Annotated in this window: 18 protein-coding genes; 11 read left to right on the top strand and 7 right to left on the bottom strand. The window is 42.1% G+C overall.

The features are described 5' to 3' along the window. From VGA95_09015 to pgl, 9 genes are all read left to right on the top strand, one after another. Window positions 1-586 (top strand): hypothetical protein (locus VGA95_09015; GenBank protein HEX9666682.1); only part of this gene is annotated, 586 nt, incomplete at its 5' end. Window positions 587-1,130: 544 nt separating this feature from the next. Beyond that, window positions 1,131-1,910, top strand: a complete 780-nt coding sequence (locus VGA95_09010; protein ID HEX9666681.1) for an ROK family protein — start codon at window positions 1,131-1,133, stop codon at window positions 1,908-1,910. A gap of 29 nt (window positions 1,911-1,939) precedes the next feature. Next, window positions 1,940-3,994: a transketolase gene (gene tkt / locus VGA95_09005; GenBank protein HEX9666680.1), complete on the top strand. Its 2,055-nt coding sequence runs from the start codon at window positions 1,940-1,942 to the stop codon at window positions 3,992-3,994. A gap of 68 nt (window positions 3,995-4,062) precedes the next feature. After that, window positions 4,063-6,891, top strand: coding sequence for a bifunctional transaldolase/phosoglucose isomerase (locus VGA95_09000; GenBank protein HEX9666679.1), 2,829 nt, complete (start codon window positions 4,063-4,065; stop codon window positions 6,889-6,891). Then, the gene (locus VGA95_08995) at window positions 6,888-7,643 is read left to right on the top strand and encodes an HAD family phosphatase (GenBank protein ID HEX9666678.1); all 756 of its coding nucleotides are present in this window, start codon (window positions 6,888-6,890) and stop codon (window positions 7,641-7,643) included. The genes VGA95_09000 and VGA95_08995 overlap by 4 nt, the downstream gene beginning before the upstream one ends. Next, entirely contained in the window at window positions 7,640-8,365 is a 726-nt protein-coding gene (gene rpiA, locus VGA95_08990; GenBank protein HEX9666677.1) for a ribose-5-phosphate isomerase RpiA, read from the top strand. The genes VGA95_08995 and rpiA overlap by 4 nt, the downstream gene beginning before the upstream one ends. A 26-nt stretch (window positions 8,366-8,391) precedes the next feature. Then, a complete protein-coding gene (gene rpe, locus VGA95_08985; protein ID HEX9666676.1) occupies window positions 8,392-9,069 on the top strand; it encodes a ribulose-phosphate 3-epimerase in 678 nt (225 codons plus the stop codon). 175 nt (window positions 9,070-9,244) lie between these two features. Continuing rightward, window positions 9,245-10,780 (top strand): glucose-6-phosphate dehydrogenase, encoded by a 1,536-nt coding sequence (gene zwf, locus VGA95_08980; protein ID HEX9666675.1) that lies wholly within the window; start codon window positions 9,245-9,247, stop codon window positions 10,778-10,780. Between the two features lie 53 nt (window positions 10,781-10,833). Beyond that, the gene (gene pgl, locus VGA95_08975) at window positions 10,834-11,565 is read left to right on the top strand and encodes a 6-phosphogluconolactonase (GenBank protein ID HEX9666674.1); all 732 of its coding nucleotides are present in this window, start codon (window positions 10,834-10,836) and stop codon (window positions 11,563-11,565) included. A 596-nt stretch (window positions 11,566-12,161) separates the two neighbouring features. Here pgl and VGA95_08970 read toward each other — a convergent pair. Then, on the bottom strand, window positions 12,162-13,490 hold the full coding sequence (locus VGA95_08970) for an NCS2 family permease (GenBank protein ID HEX9666673.1): 1,329 nt from the start codon (window positions 13,488-13,490) through the stop codon (window positions 12,162-12,164). 323 nt (window positions 13,491-13,813) lie between these two features. Further along, a complete protein-coding gene (locus VGA95_08965) occupies window positions 13,814-14,401 on the bottom strand; it encodes a hypothetical protein (protein ID HEX9666672.1) in 588 nt (195 codons plus the stop codon). A gap of 257 nt (window positions 14,402-14,658) precedes the next feature. Between VGA95_08965 and VGA95_08960 the strand changes: the two genes are divergently transcribed. Next, a complete protein-coding gene (locus VGA95_08960; GenBank protein HEX9666671.1) occupies window positions 14,659-15,093 on the top strand; it encodes a hypothetical protein in 435 nt (144 codons plus the stop codon). Between the two features lie 44 nt (window positions 15,094-15,137). Further along, window positions 15,138-15,716 carry a hypothetical protein gene (locus VGA95_08955; protein ID HEX9666670.1) on the top strand — a complete coding sequence of 193 codons (579 nt, stop codon included), beginning with the start codon at window positions 15,138-15,140 and terminating at the stop codon, window positions 15,714-15,716. A gap of 294 nt (window positions 15,717-16,010) precedes the next feature. Here the strand turns inward: VGA95_08955 and VGA95_08950 are convergent, their stop codons facing one another. The 5 genes from VGA95_08950 to VGA95_08930 all read right to left on the bottom strand — a co-directional run. Continuing rightward, window positions 16,011-16,778 (bottom strand): sugar phosphate nucleotidyltransferase, encoded by a 768-nt coding sequence (locus VGA95_08950; GenBank protein HEX9666669.1) that lies wholly within the window; start codon window positions 16,776-16,778, stop codon window positions 16,011-16,013. Then, window positions 16,775-17,974, bottom strand: a complete 1,200-nt coding sequence (locus VGA95_08945; GenBank protein HEX9666668.1) for a galactokinase family protein — start codon at window positions 17,972-17,974, stop codon at window positions 16,775-16,777. Before VGA95_08945 ends, VGA95_08950 begins: the two co-directional genes overlap by 4 nt. Before the next feature lie 234 nt (window positions 17,975-18,208). Then, window positions 18,209-20,281: an ABC transporter ATP-binding protein gene (locus VGA95_08940; protein ID HEX9666667.1), complete on the bottom strand. Its 2,073-nt coding sequence runs from the start codon at window positions 20,279-20,281 to the stop codon at window positions 18,209-18,211. 93 nt (window positions 20,282-20,374) lie between these two features. Then, window positions 20,375-20,725, bottom strand: coding sequence for an endonuclease domain-containing protein (locus VGA95_08935; GenBank protein HEX9666666.1), 351 nt, complete (start codon window positions 20,723-20,725; stop codon window positions 20,375-20,377). 150 nt (window positions 20,726-20,875) lie between these two features. Further along, a partial coding sequence (locus VGA95_08930) for an ABC transporter ATP-binding protein (protein HEX9666665.1) occupies window positions 20,876-22,279 on the bottom strand: 1,404 nt, incomplete at its 5' end.

Below are 22,279 nucleotides of genomic sequence, written 5' to 3'. Positions count from 1 at the left end.
AACTTCAAGCGTTGCTCAAGAGGCGACTCCTGAGAAAACAGACGAAATAAAGTCAATGGAGGGTAATGTGTACTGTGTTGAGTTAGACGACAAAGGACAACTCATTATGAAAGAGGAATGGACTGAGTGCAAAGGGTCTCTCGTCGCAGCTGGATCAGATGGTAGATCGTATGTTATCCAGGGAACCGTCGAGGATGAGAAAATGATTATGAAACAAACAGATAAAAAGAAGACTGTTAACGGAATTATATCAGGACATAATCGAGGTTGGATTCTGGCGGCAGCCTCCGCAGAACACCCTAAGCCAGCAGTAACATCCGCTGAGGATATAACTGTTAAAGGCACAATAGTTTGCCTGCTTCCAAATTACCAAGCTGGTAATTTCAAGCAGGTTGTAGCGACTGGCCCGTGCACTGAGTTAGATCAGCATCTACATTTAATTCAAACGAGTGATGGTCAAGTTTATGCAATTCACGGATCTGAAGAAGCAATCCACAGGATTGAATCTATGTCCAATAGAAATGATGTGGAATTACAGGGCAAGATCCAAGGCGATCAGGGCGCCTGGGTATTATTTGTTCAGTAAAACTCCGTCTTAAAATATTGTAAATCAGAATGGAGGGGAATCTTTAAAGCGTGTACTACCCCTCCATTTCCATTCTTAATCTTGAATAATAAAACAGATCTGAAAAATCATCATCAAATTATGATCAACGTATCGATGGGTATCGGAGCAACCAAAGCAGCAATTGGGAATCGGTCTTTGAGACTACTATCGAACCTTGAGCGCCGAAGTAAAGGAATCAATTGGTGAGCCAAAACTGGTTGGCAAAGGTGTCTGGTCTAAAAGATTAGGGATTGCCATATAAGTGAGCGTCAAATGATTTTCCTGAAAGAGAAAGAAAAAAAGAAAGCTTTTTCAACGCACTATATGGATATCAATCTTAGAGTGCACAAGTCTTAATTTTAGGCAGATAACCAACATCTTTTCAGTTTACTGATTCTGACGTTCTTATGAAAAAAATTGACTCAAATACATAACTTGCTTTAAATTGTAGTATAAAGATATAATTTCCAGTATTTCACCGAACAACGACAACTTTACTCTATTATCAAATTGGAATAATGGTATGAATCAAACCAACCATCCAAAATTGATTCTTGGGATTGATATCGGAGGAACACATATAAAGGCATCAGTCGCTGACATAGCCTCCGGAAGACTGACCGGAAAGCATTTGTTCGTACCAACACCACAGCCATCGACACCAGCTGCGATGTTATCGATAATTAAAGATGTGATTTCTAATCTTAATTGGAGAGGTGAAGTCGGGAGTGGGTTTCCCGGTGTGATAAAAAAGGGAACGATATTTACTGCCGCAAATCTCTCTCAAGAATGGATAGGAGTGAACTTGGAAAACGAAATTCATAAATTTGCCGAGGGTGGGGTTGCAGCAATAAATGATGCCGACGCCGCTGGCCTAGCGGAAATGAAGTTTGGAGCCGGGGTTGAATATAATAGGCAAGATGGGGGTGTCGTACTAATGGTAACATTAGGTACCGGAATCGGTACTGCCTTATTTACGGATGGAACCCTTGTTCGAAATACGGAATTCGGTCACATTGAAATTGATGGCGTTGATGCCGAAAAACGCGCGGCGACAGTGCAAAGAGAAAGGGAGGGTCTTAGCTGGGTGGATTGGGGAGCTCGCGTGAATAAGTATCTTCAAACTATGGAGAAGCTACTCTCGCCGGATGTGTTTATCATAGGTGGAGGAGTAAGCGAAAGCAGTGAGAAATTTTTTCCCTTTATTAAAGTAAGAGCGAAAATGGTCCCGGCTAAAATGGGTAATAACGCTGGGATTGTTGGGGCTGCAATTGCCTTGGAAAGCCTATACCCCAAGAATTAGGAGCCACCAAACAAATAAGGAGATTAATAATGACCCCAAAACAAAACCTCGAGCAACTCATTATCAATACTATAAGAACCCTTTCAATGGATGCTGTGCAAAAAGCAAATTCAGGTCATCCAGGCACACCGATGTCAATGGCCCCCGTAGCATATACTATCTGGGATAAATTCATCCATCATAATCCAAGGAATCCAGATTGGCCGAATCGAGACCGTTTTGTGCTCTCTGCGGGTCATGCCTCCATGCTCTTATATAGCATTTTACACATATCTGGATACGACGTTTCACTGAACGACATAAAGACTTTTCGTCAACTACATAGTAAATGCGCCGGGCATCCTGAATATGGCCTAATACGTGGAATTGAAACAACAACCGGTCCGCTTGGTCAGGGTTTAGCCACAAGTGTGGGGATGGCTATGGCTGAAAAATGGCTCGGCACCCATTTTAACCGTCCAGGCCATGAAATCATAAACTATAAAATCTTTGCCCTTTCTGGAGATGGATGTATGATGGAGGGAATTTCTAGCGAGGCTGCTTCTCTTGCCGGACACCTAGGTCTCGGGAACCTTATATGGATTTACGATAATAATCATATAACCATAGAAGGACACACGGCATTGGCGTTTAGCGAGGATGTGGCCGCTAGATTCATGGGGTATAACTGGCATGTCCAGAGAGTTGGTGATGCTAATGATCTCGAACTGCTTGAGGAAGCATTTCATAGAGCACTTGATGAAGCAGAGCAACCATCATTAATAATTGTAGACAGTCATATTGGTTACGGTAGCCCGAACAAACAGGATACATCTGCAGCGCATGGCGAGCCGTTGGGTGAAGAAGAAATACGCAAGACGAAAATCAATTATGGCTGGGACCCCAATAAGAAATTTTATGTTCCTGAAGAAGTGAAGGCCTATCGTAGTACAGTTATTGAAAAGGGTAAAAAGGTTGAGGAAGAGTGGAGAGAGAAATTTTCAAAGTATGAATTTGAATACCCTGAGTTAGCAAAACAATTCAAGCTGATCCAAAGTCGTGAGATGCCAGCTGGTTGGGACTCATGCCTGCCAAAATTCCCCGCTGACCCTAAAGGCCCAGCCACCCGTGTATCAAATGGCAAAATTCTAAACGCAATCGCAGCGAATATATCATGGTTCATGGGTGGAGCCGCCGACGTGGGACCATCAACAAAGACATACATAGATAATGCGAGTAGTTTCGAAAAAAATGTCTACAGTGGAAGGAACTTTCATTTTGGAGTTCGGGAAAACGCCATGGCTGCAGTAGCTAATGGCATGGTCCTCAGTAAACTTCGAGCCTACGTGTCTTGTTACTTTGTTTTCTCAGACTACATGAGAGCCCCGCTGAGACTGTCCTGCCTGATGCAACAGCCGGTCATTTTTGTCTTTACACACGATAGCATAGCTTTAGGTGAAGACGGTCCAACTCATCAGCCAATTGAACATCTGTCTTCCCTCAGGGCCATTCCAAATATGGAGGTAATCAGACCTGCTGATGCAAATGAACTTAGCGCACTCTGGAAATATATCATGGAGGTAAAAGATCACCCAGTAGCTTTGATACTAACACGGCAGGGTGTGCCAACATTAGATCGATCTAAGTACGCCCCAGCGGAAGGATCCTTACGCGGTGCCTATATTATTGCGGACAGCAAAGGAAAACCGGACATAATAATGATAAGCACGGGGTCAGAGGTTCAGTTATGTCTTGAAGCCCATGGGAGGTTAAAAAGGCAGGGAATCAAATCACGAGTCGTCAGCATGCCTTCTATGAATTTATTCGAGATACAAGACCCTGATTATAGGGAGGAGGTTTTGCCAGGTTCAATACGAGCTCGTCTTGCTGTTGAAGCAGGATCCACATTCGGCTGGGGTAGGTATACAGGGATCAAAAACCTTGATGGTGCTGTAATAGGTATGAGGGATTTCGGCGAGTCTGCCCCTGTACACGACTTGTTGAAAGAATTTGGACTGACTTCAGATAACGTTGTAGCTGAAGCTAAGAGGATAATAAGTAGACATAGGAAAAAGACCGGTAAGAAAATTAAAAAACGAGCATGAACTAAGCGTCACCCACAATTTGTGGAATTGGCTTTTACACAAGTTTATTATCGAACAAGGAGAACAAGATGTCGAAAATAAAGGCGTTAGCTGACTTAGGTCAGTCCATATGGTATGACTACATTCGTCGTTCCTTTATTACCTCTGGAGAGCTAAAAACATTAATAGATGAGGGTCTCCGTGGGGAAACCTCTAATCCTTCGATTCTCGAAAAGGCAATCGCCGGTAGTTCCGACTATGACGATGATATAAGAAGGCTTGTAAAAGAAGACAAATCTATTGAAGAGATTTATGAAGCGCTCGCGTTAGAAGATATTACGTTAGCCGCTGATCTATTTAGACCATTGTATGATTCTGCCAATGGAGCGGATGGATTTATAAGTCTGGAAGTCAGTCCAACATTGGCCCACGATGCTCAAAGTACCATCGCCGAGGCAAAAAGGTATTTTGGATTGATAAATCGACCAAATTTGATGATTAAGGTTCCAGCCACCCCGGAGGGTATTCCAGCGATAACAGAATTAATAGGCTCGGGTATCAACGTAAATGTTACTCTTATGTTCAGTCTCGACCATTATAAGGCTGTTTCAGAGGCCTATATTAAGGGGCTGGAAAAATTAGCTGCAGGCGGACCCTCCGTTCCAGGGGGTCACTCGGTTGATAAGATCGCATCGGTGTCTTCATTTTTCGTAAGTCGCGTGGATACAGCCGTAGATCACGAATTGGAAAAGATCGGGAATACCAGCCTGCTTGGTAAAATAGCGATTGCAAACTCGAAAGCAACATACTTAGAATTTCAAAACACCTTTAGGGGTCCCCAATGGGAGAATCTAGCATCAAAAGGCGCCAGGGTGCAGAGGGTTTTATGGGCGAGTACCAGCACCAAAAATCCCCTTTACCCTGATACCCTGTACGTAGACGAGCTAATTGGGCCAAACACAGTTAACACAGTTCCACCTGTAACATACAAAACTTTTCGAGACCATGGAACAGTTAAGGTAACAATTACAGAGGGCGTTGATCAGGCAATGTCGCATCTCTCTGAATTAAATAAGCTTGGGATAGATTTAAGCGCAGTAACAACAAAATTGCAGGATGACGGTGTAGTAGCATTTGCTAAATCATTTGAAACCCTCATGGCTAGCATCGAGGAGAAGAAAGACAGGCTTATTGCGAAGAAAAAGGGTTTTTCCGCAAGTCTTAGACAATATCAAAAGGTGGTAAATGACGAGCTCAATCGGATGGAGGATGAACATATTAACCAGCGAATCTGGAATTTTGACTTCTTCGTTTGGAAGGATGATCCCACCGAGATCAGTAACAGGCTTGGTTGGCTACATATTCCTGAGGTCATGGTTGACGCCATACCTGGCATAAATTTACTCGTGGATTCGGCCAGAGCAGATGGATACCGATATGCCATACTCCTTGGAATGGGGGGGTCGAGCTTGGCTCCATATGTATTTCGTGAAACCTTTGGCGTAAAGAAAGACTATCTCGATCTATCCGTCCTCGACAGTTCTGATCCAGGCGCCGTACTAGAGAATAGAGACAGGGTCCAACTCGATAAGACCCTTTTCGTCGTCTCCACAAAGTCCGGAAGTACGAACGAATCCCTCTCATTTATGAGATATTTCTATAATGAGGTAATGAACAGTATAGGACCAGAAAATGTTGGCAAGCACTTCATAGCCATTACCGATCCGGGCAGCCCTTTGGCGAAAACAGCGGCTGAACTGAATTTTCGGAAAACATTTCTCAATGACCCAAATATTGGTGGCCGTTACTCTGTTCTTTCTTACTTTGGATTGGTACCCGCAGCCCTAATTGGTCTTGATTTAAATCTTTTCCTCGAAAGGGCGATCGCCATGCTCCACAATAATGAAAGCTGTAATTCACCTGTGGTGGGAAATAATTCAGGTGCATGGTTGGGGACGATCTTGGGAATTCTTGCAAACCTGGGTCGAGATAAAACGACACTGGTTGCTTCCCCACCCATTTCACATTTCGGAACATGGGTAGAGCAGCTAATTGCCGAGAGCACCGGTAAAGAGGGAAAGGGAATATTACCAGTCGACGGTGAGGAATTACTCCCCCCTGAATTTTATGGAAATGATCGCCTGTTTGTCTATATGAGACTGGAAGATGATAGTACTTACGATGATAAGGTGAAGGCACTTGCAGATGCAGGACAGCCAGTCGTTCAATTAAATCTCAGAGATCTTTACGACCTAGGGGGAGAATTTTTCAGGTGGGAAATGGCGATAGCAATCGCCGGTATGCACCTTGGGATTAATCCCTTTAATCAACCAAATGTTGAAGCGGCAAAGGTTCTTGCCAGAAAGATGGTTGCTGCCTATCAAAAGGAAGGAAGGCTGCCGGTGATTGATCCGTCCTTAGTCACAAATGGCTTGAAAGTGTATTCAGATTTTTCAACCGACGGTATAAAAGACGCTCTTAATAAATTTTTAGCCCTTGGAAAGCCTGGTCAAAACGAGGGTAAAGGAAGGAGTTATGTTACGCTACAGGCTTATATAAAACCTTCACCTGAACACGATAATGCGCTTCATACTTTAGGTACCACAATTCAGAAAAAATTCCGCCTGGCAACAACTCAGGGCTACGGCCCCCGATTTTTGCATTCTACCGGGCAGCTCCACAAGGGGGACGCCGGTAATGGATTATTTATTCAGTTCTTATCAGACATGCCCCAAGACGTTCCCATACCTGATAAGCCGGGGGAGCCTGCCTCTTCAATAACCTTTGGAGTGATAAAGAACGCCGCTGCCCTTGGCGATCGTCAGGCGCTCAAGGACGTTGGTAGAAACGTTATTACGTTTGATTTGGGTAGAGACATAGTTGGTGGTTTAAAAAAGCTAAATGAGAGCATAAAGTGATCAAAGCTTTCATATTCGATCTCGACGGTACATTGGTCCAGACTGAAGCTTTAAAGGCTAGGTCCTACGCTAGAGCTGCGGTGGAACTCAAGCCCACACTTAGAGAAGAGCAAATTATAGAGGCATTCAAAGATGTTGTGGGGCTTTCCCGAAGAGAGGTCTCAGAAGCCATAGTGGAACGCTTTGGCTTACGAGAGATGGCTAGCGCCAAGATGACGGAGTTTAACGTTCACAAACCCTGGCAGGCATTTGCACAGATTAGAATGGGTATCTACGACTCTCTGATTTCAAATCCTGAGATCTTAAACGGACACCTCTGCCCATATAATGTTGGTCTCCTAAAATGGGCAAGGCAAAATGGATACCCAACCGGGCTTGGCACGCAGTCTCATCGACCACAGACTCTACGCATCCTGGAAATTCTGAACATTAAGGACGAGTTCGACTTCATCGCCACTCGTGAAGATGTTGAAAATCCAAAGCCCAATCCGGAGATATATTTACTATTGGCCAATGAGTTACAGATCTCTCCTTCAGAAAGTCTGGTTATTGAAGACTCCGCCACTGGAGTTCAAGCGGCCCTTAGCGCAGGAATGGGATGCATCGCAGTCACAACGGCGTTTACAAGAGATGGTGTGCATAAGATGGACAACTTTGATAAGCGCTGGATTGTGGATTCCCCGCCGGAACTACTGGAAGTAGCAAAGCGTTTTATTGCCGAAAATAATGGGGCAGGGGAGCGGACCAGTTGAACGAAAACGTGAAGTCCGAGCAACTAAAACTGCAGGATCGCCTTAAGAAGGAAGCCGGTCAGGCTGTCGTGGATTTCATCGAATCGGGTATGGTTTTGGGTCTTGGGACAGGTTCTACAACCAGCTATGCACTGGAGGAGATTGGAAGAAGGATAAAATCAGGAAAGTTAAGAGACATCGTTGGAATACCTAGTTCGATACAAACGGAGAAGATCGCGAGAGGATTAGGAATTAGCCTAACTACCTTCGATGAGTTCCAGGAAATAGATCTTACGATCGATGGAGCCGATGAAGTGGATCCTGAACTCAACTTGATCAAGGGAGGAGGAGGCGCTTTGCTCAGGGAAAAGATTTTGGCTCAGGCAAGCAAACGCAATATCATTATTGTGGATGAGAGCAAGCTCTCCCCGCGGTTGGGAACCCATTGGCCCGTGCCAATTGAGGTGATCCCTTTTGCCTGGAAACTGGTAGAGAAGTTCCTCACCTCCTTAGGTGGAGAAGCTAGACTAAGGATAAATGATGATGGCAATCCATACACTACGGATCAGGACAACTTTATACTCGACACTAAATTTGGACCAATTTCTGATCTTGAGGGTCTTGCATCAAATCTGAGCAACAAGGCAGGTATAGTGGAATATGGATTATTTCTAGGAACCGCGTCCGAGGTAATCGTTGCTGGCGCGAACGGAATTCGCTTTTTAAGACGTAAAGATCGATAATTTGCTATTGGCCATTTCAGATCCTTATGCAGAATTTAAAAGTTGAAATAGAACCATCAATCCTATCGGCAGATTTTTCCAGGATTGGCGAGGCTGCAAAAGAGGCGGAAGAAGCGGGCGTCTCGGCGATTCAGATTGATGTTATGGATGGGAGGTTTGTACCTAATATTAATTTTGGACCAGGGGTTGTATCAGCACTAAGACCGCTGGTCAAACTAAAGCTTGACGTACATCTAATGATTATAGAACCTGAACGATACATAGAAACATTTGCTAAAGCTGGTGCAGATCGTATAATCGTTCATCAGGAGGCATGTATTCACCTCCATAGGGCACTTGAATCTATAAGAGAACTAGGAATTGAGTCAGGAGTTACTCTAAATCCCGGCACACCTGCCTCCACAATAGGAGAAGTCCTTGAATTGGTTGATCTTGTCCAGGTAATGGGTGTGAATCCAGGTTTCGGCGGTCAAAAGTTCATTCACAATCAGTTGGACAAGATAAGGTGTATCCGACAGATGCTCGACGAATTGAATATCGATACCCCGATAGCCCTAGACGGGGGAATCGATACCAAAACAGCTCCTCTCGTGGTAAGAGCAGGAGCGACAGTCTTGGTTGCTGGTTCAAGTGTTTATAACTCCAGAGACTCTGTCGTTAACAATATAAATGCACTACTGAAAAGTGTACAATCAAATATGTGAGCTGATTTCAATATTCGCTATCAAAAACACAGGACTTTATAAAACTACAATTTCAACGAGGCACTCATCAAAATCGGGATGATCGGTCTAGGGTGATATTATCATTGATGGCGTAAGCCATAGGACACGAGGAATAATGTTTAATCCACTATTAAAAAATGCGAGGTGTTAAAAGATGGCAAGACCTGACAATTGTGTCGTTGTAATTTTTGGTGCATCCGGGGATTTAACAAAGAGAAAACTGGTACCGGCACTCTTTGCCCTTTATCTTCAGAACGAACTACCCGAACAATTTGCTGTCTTGGGAACGAGTAGAACCCCCATCTCTGATATAGATTTTCAGAAAAGGACTGTAGAAGATGTCAAAACATTCAGCTCAATAAAACCAATTGATCGAAAAAAATTAAGCGAATTTTCGAAAAACTTCCATTATCAATCGCTTGACGCCACGAATGCAAACGAATATGAATTCCTGAAGAAGAGACTCTCCGATTTATCCATAAAAACTAAAAGTAAGGAGAACTATCTCTATTATCTCTCCACCTCACCTACCCTCTTCCCGACAATCGCTGAAAATCTTGGCAAAAAAGGACTCCAGAAAGAGAAGAACGGCACAGGCTGGAAGAGAATCATAGTCGAAAAGCCGTTCGGACGTGATCTTAAAACCGCCCGCGGTTTAAACGCTAGATTGCAAAAATATTTCCATGAAGACCAGATTTACCGAATCGACCACTACTTGGGTAAAGAAACTGTTCAAAATATCATCGCTTTTCGTTTTGCTAATGGAATCATCGAACCATTATGGAATAGGAACTTCATAAGCCGCGTGGAGGTAACCGCCGCCGAATCCATCGGAGTTGAAGAAAGGGGTGGATACTATGATCACTATGGAGCTCTCAGGGACATGGTTCAAAATCACCTATTGCAGGTAGTAGGAACAATAGCAATGGAACCTCCACCCATCTTTGATGCAACTGCAGTGCGTAACGAAACTGTTAAGGTTTTTCAGTCTCTAAAGCCAATCAAACCAGATGAAGTCAGAAAATATGTCGTTGCCGGCCAATATGTGGCATCAAAGATTCGGGGTGAAAGCGTTCCTGGATATCGCGATGAAAAAGATGTCGCTGAAGATTCCAGAACACCAACATTTGTCGCTCTAAAAATATTCATCGACAATTGGCGCTGGGGTGATGTTCCTTTCTACATCAGAACAGGGAAACGACTACCTACAAGGGTTACAGAGGTCGTCATATATTTTAAGAAGACGCCTCATCACTTGTTTGCTGCAAACGGTGATCCTAACATCGGTTGTAACCAGCTTATTATCAGGATACAACCCGATGAAGGCACAGTGCTTAAATTTGGAATAAAAACACCTGGTTCAGGATTCAATATCGAAGATGTAAGCATGGACTTCCATTATTCACAGCTGACGAATACTCACATTCCAGAAGCATATGAGCGCTTGATTCTCGATTGCATGTTTGGAGACGCCACACTCTATGCCCGTATAGACGCAGTTGAGGCATGCTGGCGATTTGTCGATCCTATCCTCAGTGTATTGGAAAAACATTCGAGGGCTAAAATTTATGGCTACCCTGCAGGCACATGGGGCCCGATGGAGTCTCATAAACTTTTTGACAGCCCCAAGGATGATTGGCGCTATCCCTGCAATAACCTTGCTACGGAAGGTGAATCTTGCGAGTTGTAGTGATGATAACTTTAGTACGTTAATAACCACTTATTATTTTACTAAGAGCGTTTATGAAGACGGAAATTTACATTTTCAATGACAGAGAGGAACTTGCGGATAGATTAGCATCAGATTTTCAAAGAGCTGTAGAAAATAGTAAAAATGAAGGAAAGGGAATTTTTATTGCCCTTTCAGGTGGCAGCACTCCTCGTATATTTTTTGAAAAGTTGTCTAAACCACCATATGATAAAGGAGTTTCCTGGAGTAATGTGAACCTTTTCTGGGGAGATGAACGCTGTGTTCCCCCAGATGATGAACAAAGCAATTTTAAAATGGCAAATGATACCTTTATATCCAAAGTAAATATCCCGAGTCAAAATGTTCACCGCATAATTGGGGAAAATCCACCTGCAGTAGAGGTAGAAAGGTATGCAAAAGAAATTCAAAAAAATCTTCCTTCCAATAACGGATTCCCCGAGTTCGACTGGATTTTCCTGGGAATGGGTACAGACGGACATACCGCATCCCTTTTTCCAAACGCCCCGACTCTAAAAGAAACGAAATCGGTATGTGTCGTTGCGGAGCATCCAGAAACTGGCCAAAAAAGAATCAGCCTTACCCCCCCGGTAATTAATAACGCCAAGCGTGTTTCTTTTTTGGTGGCTGGTGAAGAAAAGGCCAAAGTTCTGAAACAAATTTTGTATAAAGGAGATTCACCCCTGCCCTATCCCGCTTCGAAAATTAATCCCGAAAAAGGAATTCTCGAGTGGTACTTAGATAAAGCGGCTGCTTCCGAGAATTAAAGACAAGATTATAGCAAACTAGTTTTGTTTTCTTAATCTAAAATTTAGAATATATTTAAACTTTGAACTTAATAAAGTCGATAAAAAAAACCTTCAGTAAACGCGATTCTGTAAAAGACATAATCCTAATCCTTAGGGCTTTTCTTTTCGTCTCTATTCTAGCTCTTCTTTTAGCATTTATCATTTATAACCTAATTAAACCAATCTATTTTTAGGTCTAACACCTTAAAGAGGCGATAGCATAGGTTTTCAAACCTCGGATTAATACCGAGCGTTCCTATTATGGGTAGGCAACGAGTCCCTTCGATTAGGGCAGGCTTGCTCGTTGCAATAACAATCAATCAATTTTGTCCAATTGATCTGAAAAATTCATTGACGAGACCCTGTGTCTGAGAGACGGGGGTTCTTTTATCTTGGACAAATGCACAAATTCGTATCATGAGCAAGCCCTGTCAATTCACCGCTTACGAGGTTGGAAAACCTCGTCTATCGATCTTCGATGAGATTACTTTGATAGGCGGGAACATTCTTGTCCCGCATAGGCAGGCCCGTTGCCGTCCTGAGAGCGCATGAGAGGGGAACTCAGATACGGGCATTCACTCCATCAACCATATGTATCGGGCGATAAATAAGATAGCAAATAGATAAATCAACCAATGAACTTCTTTTCTTTTTCCAGTAAAAAGCTTCAGAAGAGAGTATGAAATAACCCCCATAGATATTCCCTCGGTGATACTAAATGCAAGAGGCATAATAATTAGTGTTAGAAACGCAGGAATAGATTCTGTAAAATCGTCCCACTCAACATTAACGATATTCTTAAACATGAGGCCGCCGACAATTATTAAAGCAGGCGCAATAACAGGGTAAAGAGTAACGTTATCATCAATTTTGTAACCAGCGCCAACCATCTGTACTATAGGATGAAAAAAGATTGCAAGGACCATCAAAATCGCTGTAACAATGTTTGTAAGACCAGTACGACCGCCAGCAGAAATACCTGAAGCGCTTTCAATATATGCAGTAATAGTTGAAGTCCCAAGCAGTGCCCCTGCACTCGTAGAAATTGCATCAGTCAGGAGAGCCTGCCTGGCCCTTGGCAGCTTCCCGTCCACCATAAGACCAGATTGCTGACCAACTCCAATTAAAGTCCCAATTGTATCAAACATATCGAGAAAAAGAAAGATAAATATCACAGTAAGCAAATTTGGGTCCTTGAAGACATTTGGGAATTGAAGCTTCAAGATAGTCGGCGCAATCGAGGGCGGAGCGGAAACCATTCCCTTAAACTCTATAATGCCAATAATCAGCCCAAGTATACTTGTTGCAATGATGCCAAATAATATCGCTCCTTTGAATCTGAGAGCCAGGAGTAAGGCAATTAGTAGTAAACCGAATAGAGAAAGTAAGGTGGGGGTGGATTTTAAATTCCCGAGAGCGACATATGTGACTGGATGGCCTACAACGACTCCACTCCATTCTAACCCTACTAAAGCTATCAAAAGGCCGATGCCCACAGGGATCCCATTCTTTAAACAATCGGGTAGCACAATCATCAACTTCTCACGCAAACCAACTGTAGAAAGGAGGATAAAAACTAAACCTGCTATGAAAACCGAACCGAGCGCAACCTGCCACGTATAACCAAGGGTCAATACAACAATATAAGAAAAAAAGAAATTATGACCCATTGCGGGTGCAAGAGCGATTGGATAATTGGTCAATACCGCCATTAAAACCATAGCAAAAGCGCTAGACAAGCAGGTTGCGACCATAACAGCACCGGGATTCATGCCTGCTGCTCCAAGGACCGCCGGCTGTACAAAAATTATGTATGACATTGTCATAAACGTTGTCACGCCGGCAACGACTTCAGTCCTTATATTAGTACCCGCTTCCTCTAGGTCGAATAGTCCATCAATCATTTCTTAAATTCGAATGAGCATCAGAGTTGGAGATATATCATTAACCACGGCATTATTACACGAAGCATGTTTCAATGTCAATTAAATTGTGTCCTTTTTCTGTACCGCTTCCTAACCGCTACGAAAGGACAGGCTTCCGCTTTAAAAGGGGAAGAGAAAGTCGTCTCCCCCATGAGTGGGGTAGATTAAGGGGTGGTAGAAAATTATACGAATGCTAATCCCTATCAAAACATGACTAATTCAGGATCTTATATTTTATCGACTAAACTAGAAACCCCAGTCCATCTCGATCACTCCCTATGCCACTACTTAGTGAAAACTCGCTAACCACCTATGTCAAATGGAAGTTCACACTCTGGGGGGTCAATGCAGGGCTCAAAGTCACTCCTATTGCTGTGATCCGCCTCCATTCCATATCTATGACCAAGCTCATGCTTAAAAAAAGAAAAATCCTTGCACTCGCCAATAGTCCTTTTTGATATAATTGTTAAATCCGCGCCGGTACCGGAAAAGTAGACCCCTGCACACACATCCGTAGTCGGTCCTACACATTCGAATGTAAATGGCACTACAAATACCCTTTGCTCGGAGAGCGGAGGAATTGTTTCTCCGTTTTCAATTTGAACATTCTCAAATCCAACGTCAGGGTCTCCAAATTGACACTCTAAGAAGTTTGCCGCTCTGTTATCCAGCTTATTCAATATGTCCTCAACGTTTCCACCTACATCGCCTCTAATGGCAACCTTCATACCATATAATGGGGTTGTAAAATCATATTCTTGGTCATTAGCCTCCTCAAATGTAATCAATGGATCCGGCGAGCCGATTTCCGGAACAACATCATCCAGACTATCGCAAGCCGAAAGAAGAAAAACAGGGAAGAATAGCATAACAATCACAAATAATTTCAAATTTCGATTACCTCCTTTACTACTACTTTACCAGTTTTGGTGCCCTATATGTTTCCCTACTGCAATATAACAAGATCCTTATAAAAATCTTTTCTCCAATATTATATAATACCTTTATCACAAAGTTTGAAATATAGTAAAAAATCAGACACCGATCATCACGATGGCGTACATCGTTTGCGATATGATTGTAACGCTATAAACTTGTCGAGTCATATAATCTAAAAAAATTTATGGATTAATACGGTAAGGCCAAATTGAATCTGATATATGATAATGAGGTAATACGATTTGGTAAAGACTTTCCTTCCCTGGTTAGATCTTTCCAGAGCGATCCAGCAAAACCACTGGTTGTCTTTTTCCCAGGCTGGGCACACTTGGGTAGAATCAGCTATGGCTATCCAGACTGCAATGAAGAACATTTTCTCGCTCATTGGATTATAAAAAGGGGGTATCCCTTTTTAGCTACTTCCTATCCAATAAGTCATCCAATCTACGCTAAACTCTATCCGGAGTTTTCCTTAACGGATTGGGGAGAAATGGCGGCTGAAATCACAACGCAAGTCATCGAGGAAGGGAGACTTAATAAGGAGGTTATCGGAATAAGCTGGAGCGCCGCCGGGCAGGTTATTAGACCTTATAACGTTGCCTGTAAATCATTGGGAATAAAAGTCTATTTCATCTTGGACTAGAATCCAGCCCGGCATTGATTATCCCTTCAGATCGAACAAGTGGAATGAAAACAACAACTAAGGGACTGGTAAGCCTAGAGGAATCTCACTATAACCTATTCTGGAGAGAGATCGATGAGCAAAATCGGTTAAATGCAGGGGTTTTGATTCCAAAAGAAACTTATTTTAAGGACTTTTTGGGAGATATACCTGTCGGTTTAATAGGAACAAATGAACGATTCGAGCATGGACAAATTGTAACCGATATTGAAAAGAGCCTAGAAGACAAGGACTTTTTTGCTTTCAAAGATTATCCATTAATTGCCAGCATTTCTGGAGAATCTCCTTTAGCACCTTATCATCCGTTTGTAGACAAATGGACTTGGGGGTTTTTGACAGTAAGAAAGATATACCATGACTTTATTAATAGAAATGAGGACAAATTATCAAAATTTTCAAATAGTAAGTTCAAAGAATTAGTGGATTTTGTTAACGAATTACCCGACCGCCTGCATAAGTCAATCCCAGGAAACCACTTCTTATTTTTGGGAAAGAAGGGTGCTAAACAGGTCGCGGAGCATGTCGAGCACTTTGACAAAGAGATAGCATTAATAAAACGGGAGCTTAAATCCTTATTTAGTTGATTTGATCCATTTTATTCTTCAATTTAGCAGTGTGATTAATACGAAAGTTTTTGTACTCCCATTTTAATCATCCCCTACAAGTGGTAAGTTTTTTTTGTGGCGGATTTCCAACTATACAATGGGGAAAGATAATATCCCCATCTCAATCGTTCGACCGAGCTCACGACGAAGTCTTCCCCTGATTTTACCTCCCCCTTTTAGGGGGAGGATTGAAGGTGGGGGTGATGTACCCCCCATCTCTTATTCTTCCCCCACAAGGGGGGAAGAGGGTATTTGGGTACTAAGGTTTGAAGTTCAGGATAAAATCACCGGCTCGATACTCAAAATACTGTTGGCCTCTTCATAGGAATCCATAGAACCTATGTCAAGTCTCTTTCCATTTACTTTTATTGCATAGACCTTAAAATGATTGACTAGATAAGCCACAAAATTTCCTGGGGAATCTTTCGCGTCTGGTCTGGCTACATATTCATTAACAAGTTTAAGCGCAGAGGGCTGTAAAAAATATACAGGTGGACAGGCCCAGTCTGACTTAGCATCTATAGGTTTTTCATAAAACTTTAACACCCGATTACCTGGTCCAATATCAATAATACCCTTTTGCATCTTTTTATTATAATCAATTTCCTTGAGAGCTATCACAATATTTTTTTTGGACTCTATAAACTCTTTAGCTACGGTTTTTAAAGAAAAGCGAAAAATATTATCACCTGAAGCAATCATAGTAGGAGCTCTGGTTTTTAATGAGTTCAACACAAATGCCAAATCTTTTACGGCTCCAAGACGATTCTCATTACTCGTAGCTCCATCATTATAGAGATACATATCGATACGAAGTGCTTTAACATCCTTTTTCCACGTGTTTTGCCACTTCAGAAAATCCAAATAAAAAAGTCCATTTGTCACTACATGTATAGACTCAATTTGGGGTAATCCTAGCAATTGGTCCATTAAGTAGTCGAGAATATGCTTACCACCAACCTTTAGCAATGGCTTAGGAAAATTCTTGGTGAGTGGATACATTCGAGTCGCAAAACCAGCACAAAGCAGTATAGATATCATAAAAATCTTATTCCATCATCAGATTTTGCGTTGTAAACTGCTGCTCTTCCCTTTGCTTCAGGGAAGCTAGTCAGATAGTTCTCCAATAATCTAGATGAATCTTCATCCGAAAATTGTGGTGTAACAAAACCAATAAGACAACCACCATACCCACCACCACTGAACCTGCTACCATAGACACCCTTAGTATTGCTAAGTATTTCCTGTAATTTAATGAGGGCAGGACTACCGCTCTCGTAATTCTCAATTGAACTATTGCAGGACTCATTCATCAAACGACCAAAATTTACCCAATCCCCTTGTTGCCAATATTTAAACCCGTCTTCCACACATCGAACCTCAGAAAAATAATGATCAGCCCTCTTCATTAAATTTTCAGGCAGTGCGGCTCGATATAGTTTATATACCTCTTCCGGTATGTCCGATAGAATATTTGCAGATTCGATCCCACCCATCTGGCCCAACAACTCAGACACCATTTTACACTCCTCTACACGGGCATTAAAACCACTCGAAGTTAGTTCCCGGGTAAATCCCGAATGCACTATTATTGTCTTTAAATCGTCGGAATCTACAGGTTTCAAATAGGATTTAACGGTTCCTGTTACCGTGTTTATGTATAAAAGATGGTCCTTCCTCCCATTGATTATAGTGGCTTGATCGAGTATCCCATTCTGTAACCCGAGATAATCATTTTCAAGCCTCCGATCTAACCGGATAAAGTCAATTTTTGAAAAGTCAAGTTCGTTTATCATTGCAAGGGCATAAAGATATGATAAACCAACCGAGGCAGAAGAACTCAAGCCACTCGAAGGTAGAGTCCCGTTTACAGCACCTACAAATCCGTGCGAAAGAGTTTTTAAGTCACCAAGTACTTTTGTCGCCCCTCGCACATACCTTCCCCAATCACTCATATCAGGGTGACCAATTTCTTGAAGATCAAATTCCACCACACCCGGATAGTTCATGCTGTGTAACCGCACCTTTGGAGCAGTTACCGGCATGAAAGCTAGAATTGTATAGGCTTCTATTGTCATCCCCAACACAGGCCCGCCCTGATGATCAATATGAGCTCCAAGAGGACAAATACGGTAAGGAGAAGCTACAAAGCTTAGCTTACCTTTATGAACATTTTCTCGTTTATTAAGGAATGATACAAGCTCTTCCTTTGACTTAGAAAGAGTTTTAAATTTCATTAACACCTTTCCTCATTCCCCCTCATATTTTTTCCAAAGATTTTATACCAAAGAGGTTAAATAATACATTAATGCGATCCTAAAGGATTCCGCTACAAGTTTCCCTTTTTTTGTAGAGGAAACCTTTAGCTTTGCAGTCGTTTATGATAGCCAGCACCTTGATTAAATCACGATAGCTTTACAGCTTGAATTTTCATAAAAGTCTTACAATAGAATGAAATCCCTTTAATGAGCCTAATCACTTGCTGCAGAAATTCGTTGAATCTCACTTTGAAGCTGGTATAGATTAAAATAAATTCCTTCGTTTTGTAATAGCTCATCGTGTGTACCAATCTCGTAGATCTCACCTTTATGTATCACAATAATTTTATCTGCATCCCTGACGTTAGAAAGCCTATGAGCGATAATCAAAGTTGTGCGCTTTTTTGACCCTTTCTTGATTTCGTCTCGTACCACTGATTCTATTTTTGCATCCATATGAGAAGTTGCTTCATCGAGTATCAAGAAATTGACATCTTTATTGAAAGCCTGGCCAAGTGAAACAAGCTGTTTCTCTCCGGAAGAAATAAAACTACCGTCACTCTCCACAAGATCATCGACCCCCGTAGCCCTTGCAAAATCATCTCCATTCCCCGAATGACCATCAGTCATACTCCTCCCGAAGAGAAATAGATCCTGAAAGACAGCAGATATATTAGCTCTTAAGAACTCTGGACTATACTCTCTTATATCCACCCCATCAAAAAGGATTTGGCCTTTCTGTATATCGTAAAATCTGAGAATTAAATTAACTACAGTGGTTTTCCCAGAACCTGTGAGGCCAACCAGCGCAACAGTCTCGCCAGTGCCTACCTTAAAAGAAACGTCTTTCAAAACCCAATCGTTTTCATTATATGCGAACCAGACATTCCTGAACTCAAGCTCTCCATTTACATTTTCTTCCCTTCTTCCTCTATCCCTCCCCTCAGACTCAACCTTTGATAGATCGTAAAGATTTTCTGATGCAGCGATGGCAGATTGAAAAATATTGTACCTCTCTGTGAGCTCCACGATTGGTCTAAAAAGCATTCTTACATAGTAAAGGTATGCAATAAGTGCTCCAAGAGTGAGGTCCAGGCTCATAACGCTAAGACCCCCGTACCAGAGTATTAAGGCTACGGAAAAGACGCTAATAAACTCAATTACCGGTCTGAATGTAGCGAATGCCCAGAGCTGATCCATATTCGCCTCATAGTTCTCCTTATTTACATCCCTAAATCTTTCAAAGTTTTTCTTCTCTTTCCCGTAAAGCTTAATTAGCACGATTCCTCTAACGCTTTCCTGAACAAATGCATTTAGCTGAGCGACCGTCTTTCTAACGTTTCTGTAAACAGTCTTAAGCCTCATCCTAAACAATGCCCCTACAACTCCGACAACTAAGGTAAGGACAAGTATAAAGACAGTCAGGTTCCTGTTCATATAAAACATCAAAATCAGTACCCCAAAAATCACCAAAACATCTTTTAGAAATTGGACTAGTACAGAGGTATACATCTCGTTTATGGCGTTTACATCATTCGTAACTCGTGTCGACAGCCTTCCTACAGGGTTTTTATCAAAGAAGGATTGGGGAAGGGATAGGATATGTGAAAACACTCCTACCCTGATGTTATGCATGATTTTTTGCCCTGAATAATTGAGAAGGTATGTATATAATGAACTGAAAAGGAAGATGCCGAAAAGACTCAGCAAAAGAATCATTGCAAGCCTTATTACTCCGCTAATTTCCTCACTTCTTAACATACCAAGCTCAGATTTGCTCAATTTGTTTAGAGATGAATACCCTGCGATAAAAGATCTACCAATAGGTTTTATCACATCGGGATGAGTCTCGGCGATTTCATATATTTTGCTCATCCTTTCCGTATCAACCTTTGCCGGGTCAATAACTAAGTATCTTTCTTCCGTGACCATCCCAAGCTTCACTAGATTATTCTTTTCTTCCGTACTGACCGCAGAAAGATCGATTAAATATCTATCTTCATTTAATTTGATAATCGAAGTGGGGTATTTTTCTTCAAGCTGTTTTTCAAATCTTCGATCCTTCTCTTCATCCGAAAACGTAGCTTCTCTCCAGGATGGGAATATGTATGCATCTACAGCGATCTTTGTTAAATATGGTATGAGAAGCTCAAGGCCGGCGGTGATGATCATAAGAACCAATGAGAAAACAAATAACCGCTTGAAAGGCTTGGCAAAGCTAAATAGCCACTGGATAACCTTGAGGTCATAGGTAACCTTTGTTCGGTTTTCCTCTTCCTGCTTCATTAAGGCCAATTTAAACGCTCCATTTATTGCGAATCCTTCTTGTTGTCACGCCCTAACTTCCCTCCATCTCCCTCCCCCCTTGAGGGGGAGGAATTAAAGGTGGGGGGTATCATCCTCAACACCCAACGCCTCTGCAATTACCTCTTGTACTACTTCTATCTCCTTCAAAACTTGATTATTCCAAAATCTAATTACTCTAAAACCCCGAGACTCTAGCCAGTGACTACGCCTAGCATCATGAGCAATCTGTTCATCATGATGTCCTCCGTCTACCTCTATTATCAACCTTTTTTCTAAACATATAAAATCAACTATATAAGGTCCTAATATGTGCTGTCTTCGAAACTTATGGCCACCAATCTGTCTTCTCTGTAGATGAATCCACAATTTCCCTTCAGCATCGGTTGGGTTTTTTCTTAACTCCCTAGCTTTAGTCTTACTCATAATGTTAATCACCCCCATCCTTAATCTTCCCCCGTCAAGGGGGAAGAGAATATGAAATACCACCTCCCCAGAGCGAGACCGAGAACCGCACTCGTGGTTGAGGATTAAGGTGGGGGTCAAGATATTTAACCTTGCTCATAATCGAAACTCTCATCGTATTGTCTGCACCTTATAAAGACTCTCATAGATGCCTTCCTTTGCCATCAGTTCTACATGGCTTCCTAACTCTACAACCCTTCCTCTCTCGAGTACGGCAATCCTGTCAAAACCGCTAATCGAAGGAACCCTGCTCGAGATGACAATCAGTGTCTTCCCTTTCATTATCGCTTTCAGATTTTTTAGCACCAAGTGTTCCGTCTTTAAATCAAGTGAAGAAAGAACATCGTCAAGGATTAATACCCTGGGATCTAAAAGAATTGCCCTCGCTAACGCTAATCTCTGCCTCTGTCCTCCTGAAAGAGTAAGACCCCTTTCTCCAACTCTAGCACCAAAGTCGCCTGGGAACTCCATTATCTCCTCATAAACTCCGGCGAGTCTAGATGCTTCTTGAATTTCAGTCTCAGTCAGATTGGGATTCATAAAGGAAATGTTATCTCTGATTGTTCCACTGAAGACCGTCGTCTCCTGCGGTATATAAACCACGCCCTTCCTCAAGCTCTCTCGTTTTAACTTTCTTACATCTATTCCATCGACAAATATTTGATTTTCTTCAGTTTCGATCACCCTCATTAAGAGTTCAACAAGTGTTGTTTTTCCGGACGCGGTGCCCCCCGTTATTCCGAACGCAGTTCCCTTTGGTATCAATAAACTAACACCCTTTAAGACCCTGTTACCATTATATGAAAATTTCACGTTCCTAAACTCAATATCACCCTTTATTTCAACTTCAACCACTTCGCCGGTGTCAGTGGTCATAGGTTCAATGCTGAGCACATCATTAATTCTGTTAATCGAAGCGTTACCCCGCTTGATTAGATCTACAGCCCAACCCATCGCCATCATCGGCCAGGTAAGCATTGTGAGATACACTAATATTGCAGCAAAATCACCGAGTGTTATACCCATCTTGATTGCACTTTTTCCACCAAGCCAGAGAAATATAACAATAGATATTCCCGCAATAAATGTTATCAATGGTTCATAAACGCCCCAGATTTTGATGAGGTGGAGGTTTTTATTTAAATAACCGGTGCTTGATTTTCCAAAATCATTCACCTCGTCATCTTCTCTGACATATGCTTTTACGACTTTTATCCCCGAAATAACCTCCCTTGCCTTCTCAGTAAGGTCAGAAAACGAAGCTTGAACTTTTTCAAAGCGCTCTTCAATAATGCTTCCGAATTTGAATATAACAATCGCTAATACTGGAAAGGGGATAAAGGCGTATAGAGTCAATATCGGAGACACATATAACATGGCGCCAAGTATAAATATAAGAAGGAATACGCCATCATAAGCTATCAGTACACCTAATCCACTAGCCATTCTTATGGCCTCTATATCATTCACCGTATGCGCCATTAGGTCACCGGTCTTTCTCTTGGAAAAGAAATC

The sequence above is a fragment of the Thermodesulfobacteriota bacterium genome (genome assembly GCA_036397855.1).
Lineage (GTDB): Bacteria > Desulfobacterota_D > UBA1144 > Nemesobacterales > CSP1-2 > DASWID01.
Note: the sequence above shows the minus strand (reverse complement) of the source record. Positions and strands in the feature narration are given on the sequence as shown.

What these genes read in the sequence shown, in the direction of transcription:
- VGA95_09010 (HEX9666681.1), top strand. Translation starts at nt 1,131, where the DNA reads ATGAATCAAACCAACCATCCAAAATTGATTCTTGGGATTGATATCGGA.
- VGA95_08955 (HEX9666670.1), top strand. Translation starts at nt 15,138, where the DNA reads ATGAAAACAACAACTAAGGGACTGGTAAGCCTAGAGGAATCTCACTAT.
- tkt (HEX9666680.1), top strand. Translation starts at nt 1,940, where the DNA reads ATGACCCCAAAACAAAACCTCGAGCAACTCATTATCAATACTATAAGA.
- pgl (HEX9666674.1), top strand. Translation starts at nt 10,834, where the DNA reads ATGAAGACGGAAATTTACATTTTCAATGACAGAGAGGAACTTGCGGAT.
- VGA95_08950 (HEX9666669.1), bottom strand. Translation starts at nt 16,778, where the DNA reads ATGATATCTATACTGCTTTGTGCTGGTTTTGCGACTCGAATGTATCCA.
- VGA95_08945 (HEX9666668.1), bottom strand. Translation starts at nt 17,974, where the DNA reads ATGAAATTTAAAACTCTTTCTAAGTCAAAGGAAGAGCTTGTATCATTC.
- VGA95_08970 (HEX9666673.1), bottom strand. Translation starts at nt 13,490, where the DNA reads ATGATTGATGGACTATTCGACCTAGAGGAAGCGGGTACTAATATAAGG.
- rpe (HEX9666676.1), top strand. Translation starts at nt 8,392, where the DNA reads ATGCAGAATTTAAAAGTTGAAATAGAACCATCAATCCTATCGGCAGAT.
- VGA95_08935 (HEX9666666.1), bottom strand. Translation starts at nt 20,725, where the DNA reads ATGAGTAAGACTAAAGCTAGGGAGTTAAGAAAAAACCCAACCGATGCT.
- VGA95_08940 (HEX9666667.1), bottom strand. Translation starts at nt 20,281, where the DNA reads ATGAAGCAGGAAGAGGAAAACCGAACAAAGGTTACCTATGACCTCAAG.
- VGA95_09000 (HEX9666679.1), top strand. Translation starts at nt 4,063, where the DNA reads ATGTCGAAAATAAAGGCGTTAGCTGACTTAGGTCAGTCCATATGGTAT.
- zwf (HEX9666675.1), top strand. Translation starts at nt 9,245, where the DNA reads ATGGCAAGACCTGACAATTGTGTCGTTGTAATTTTTGGTGCATCCGGG.